Origin of the sequence: Rhodococcus sp. (in: high G+C Gram-positive bacteria), assembly GCF_049286785.1 — a bacterium.
GTDB lineage: Bacteria > Actinomycetota > Actinomycetes > Mycobacteriales > Mycobacteriaceae > Rhodococcus_F.
Window position 1 is genome coordinate 1 of record NZ_JBAQEO010000209.1, and the last position, 3,300, is coordinate 3,300.

The 3,300-nt window shown below is 64.7% G+C and carries 4 protein-coding genes; 1 reads left to right on the forward strand and 3 read right to left on the reverse strand.

Annotated features, from left to right (window positions below; all coding sequences use genetic code 11):
- Positions 1–928 (forward strand): LacI family DNA-binding transcriptional regulator (locus WAW17_RS08805; protein WP_422332601.1); only part of this gene is annotated, 928 nt, incomplete at its 5' end.
- Between the two features lie 25 nt (positions 929–953).
- On the opposite strand, the gene fdxA is transcribed toward WAW17_RS08805, so the two are convergent.
- From fdxA to WAW17_RS08820, 3 genes are all read right to left on the reverse strand, one after another.
- Positions 954–1,271 (reverse strand): ferredoxin, encoded by a 318-nt coding sequence (gene fdxA / locus WAW17_RS08810; RefSeq protein WP_422332602.1) that lies wholly within the window; start codon positions 1,269–1,271, stop codon positions 954–956.
- A 35-nt stretch (positions 1,272–1,306) separates the two neighbouring features.
- On the reverse strand, positions 1,307–2,308 hold the full coding sequence (locus WAW17_RS08815; RefSeq protein WP_422332603.1) for an NAD(P)/FAD-dependent oxidoreductase: 1,002 nt from the start codon (positions 2,306–2,308) through the stop codon (positions 1,307–1,309).
- Positions 2,309–2,404: 96 nt separating this feature from the next.
- Positions 2,405–3,300: NDMA-dependent alcohol dehydrogenase (locus WAW17_RS08820; protein WP_422332604.1), on the reverse strand; the 896-nt coding region annotated here is incomplete at its 5' end.

Consider the following 3,300-nt stretch of genomic DNA (forward strand, 5'->3'; position numbering starts at 1 on the left):
CAGGGTGCGGATCCGTGACGTCGCCGCCGTTGCCGGCGTCTCCACGGCGACCGTGAGTTACGTCCTCAACGACACTCCGGGCCAGACAATCACCGACGCCACACGGACCCGAGTACGACAGGCAGCGACAGAGCTCGGCTACACCCCGCACGGTGTGGCCCGCACCCTCCGGGCGGGCCACTCGCGGATCGTGTTACTCAACACCGGCTCCTTGGTGGCGGGCAACAGCCTCGACAGTTTCATCACCGGGATGTCCGACGAGCTTCGGATCCACGACCATGTCCTGCTGGTCACCACCAACTCCGGCGGCATCGACGACTCCGTACTGGCGGCCGTGTCGCCACGGGCCGTCCTCGACCTCACGAAAGTCGCGACGGGTACGAAGAAGGACGACCCCATCTCCGGGATGACGCAGGGCTACCACGCGGGCATGTCGTTCCACACTCTCACCCAGCTGCGCCACCTCGCCGAGCGCGGTCACCGCCGCATCGCGTTCGCTCTCCCGGCGGACGGTACCGGCACGCTGGGCCGGACCCGCCTCTCGCATGCGGAGCGAGCTGCGGAGGACCTCGGGCTGCCTCCCCTCGAGGTACTCCTCCTCCACGCGGCCCCCGAGGACGGCGGCTCCACCGACGGCGTCCGCCATCTCGTGGAGCGCACCGACGTCACCGCCGTCGCCGCGTTCGACGACGACGTGGCACTGACCGTGCTCACGGCAATGCGACGAATCAACTACCAGGCACCGAAGGATCTCGCCGTCATCGGCTTCGACGAGGGACGGCACGCGGCCCTATGGGAGCCTCCGCTCACCACGGTGCGCATCAACGCGACCGTGTACGGCCGCCGTGCCGCACGGATCTCGTTGGGGCTGGGCGCCGGACCGTGGACGCAGCCACCGTCCGAGGTGATCGTCAGGCAGACGGCCTGAACAATTCTCGGCCCCTGGCTTGACGTCAACTATTCTTCTCGAAGGTCTTTATAGAGACCGGGTCCTCGACGGGGGCAGTGAGTTTGTACGAGCCTCCTGGCGCGCCGATCTCGTCGAACACCTCCCGGCTGGCGGTCTGGAACAGATCCCACTTGTCGCTTGCCGTGCGGGTGGAGACGATGGCGTCCATCGGGCAGGCCGGCTCGCAGGCGCCGCAGTCGATGCATTCGTCCGGGTGGATGTAGAGCATGCGACCGCCTTCGTAAATGCAGTCCACGGGGCATTCCTCCACGCACGACTTGTCCATGATGTCGATGCAGGATTCGCCGATGACGTACGGCATTGTCTGTCTCTCTTCTCGAGCGGAACGGATAACGGTCAGGAGGCCGGTACGAGGGATACAGCGTCCGAGGAGTGCCCCGGCGAAAGCCCGAGGGTCGGGCGAATGTATGCGGCGGCGTTGTTGACGGCGGTGGCGACCTCACCGAAACCCACTGAAATCAGCTTCACCTTGCCAGGGTGAGATGCGATGTCCCCGGCGGCGTACACCCCGTCGAGGTTGGTATGCATGGCCGCGTCCACGAGGACAGCGCGGTCGTGGAGTCTCAGGCCCCACTCTGCGATCGGCCCGAGCCGAAGCTTGAAACCCAGTGCAGCGACGACGACCTGAGCCTCGAGCTCTCGGCTGTGCGGCTCGCCGGCGATCTCGAGCACCACGGACTCCACACCTTTTTCACCGCGCAGTCCGGTGACCTGCGCGCCGAGCACGAACTCGCAGTCGGACTCGCGAAGCAGACGGACGGAGTGCTCGTGTGCACGGAAGTCTTTGCGTCGATGTACCAATGCCACGCTGCGGGCGCGTTCGGTAGCGGCGAGTGCCCAGTCGACTGCGGAATCGCCGCCACCGACGACCACGACATCCTTGTTGTCGAAAAGCGACAGTGACGGCACGAAGTAGTGCAGTCCGCGATCGAGATACGCTTCGCCGCAAGGCAGCTGCCGCGGGCTGGCCGCGCCGGCACCGGCTGTGACGATTACTGCCTTGGTCCGGATTCCGGCACCGCTGGTGGTCGTGACCAGAATACCGTCTTCGGTGCGCGAGATTTCCGCCGCTTCATGCCCCAGAAGATAAGTGGGCGAGAACCGATCGGCCTGGAGCAGGAGATTGTCGATCAACTCCTGGCCTTTGATCGCCGGGAACCCCGCGATGTCATAGATGTTCTTCTCCGGGTACAGCGCACTGACCTGTCCTCCGGCATGTGGTAGCGGGTCCATTATCGCCACCGACAGTCCTCGGAAACCGGCACAGTACGCACCGTACAGCCCGACAGGTCCGGCTCCGACGAGCAACAGGTCCACGTCGGTCACATAGTCGTACATCAGAATGCTCCTCTAGCAGCAGGGTGTTCGGCGGTCGAGCGAAAGACGACTCTCCGCTCGACCGCCGGTTAGCACCTCAACCCTGGGCCGGGGTTGTCAGAATCGGATCAGCCCGCGCAGGTTCAGACCGTTACGAAGGTCCTCGTATCCCTGATTGATATCTTCGAGTGCATATTCGCGGGTGATCAGCTCGTCGAGCTTGAGCTGACCGGCGTTGTAGAGCTCGAGCATCCGGAAGATGTCGTGACGCGGGTTCGATGATCCGAAAAGCGATCCGCGGACCTGCTTCTCGTACAAGGTCAGTTCGAACAGGGACATCTCCACCGTGGTGTCCTCGGGGTGCGGGATCGCGGTCATCACCACCCGTCCACGCTTACCGACGAGGCTGAGTGCCTGTGCCACATAAGCGCCCTCGGCGCTGTCCGTGGTCACCACACACACATCGGCCATCTGGCCACGAGTGATTTCGCTGACGATGTTCCAGGCTTCGTCGACGGTCGCGGCGACGTGGGTGGCACCGAACTCGCGTGACTTCGTGCGTTTGAATTCCACGGGGTCGAGCGCGATGATGTTTCTCGCGCCGGCTATCCGCGCTCCCTGGACCGCATTGATGCCCAGACCGCCTACGCCCATCACCACCACGGTGTCGCCGTCCCGGGTCTCGCCGGTGCGGACGGCGCTGCCGTAGCCGGTGGTCACACCACAGCCGACGAGCGCGGCCTTGTCCAACGCCATCCCGTCATCGACCTTGACCACCGATGAGATCGGCACGACGGTGTACTCGGAGAACGTTCCGAGCACACACATCTGGCCCAGATCCTGCCCCCGCGCGTGGAACCTGTACGTTCCGTCGAGTTGCGGCCCGAGCATGATCGCCGCGCCTAGATCACACAGGTTGCTCATGCCCCGCGCGCACGCCGAACAACGACCGCAGGCGGGGATGAAACTCAGGACGACGGAGTCGCCCACCTCAACTTCCGTCACTCCTGGAC

Excerpts from the sequence above, each read along its gene's own strand:
- fdxA (WP_422332602.1), bottom strand. The coding sequence starts at position 1,271 with ATGCCGTACGTCATCGGCGAATCCTGCATCGACATCATGGACAAGTCG.
- WAW17_RS08815 (WP_422332603.1), bottom strand. The coding sequence starts at position 2,308 with ATGTACGACTATGTGACCGACGTGGACCTGTTGCTCGTCGGAGCCGGA.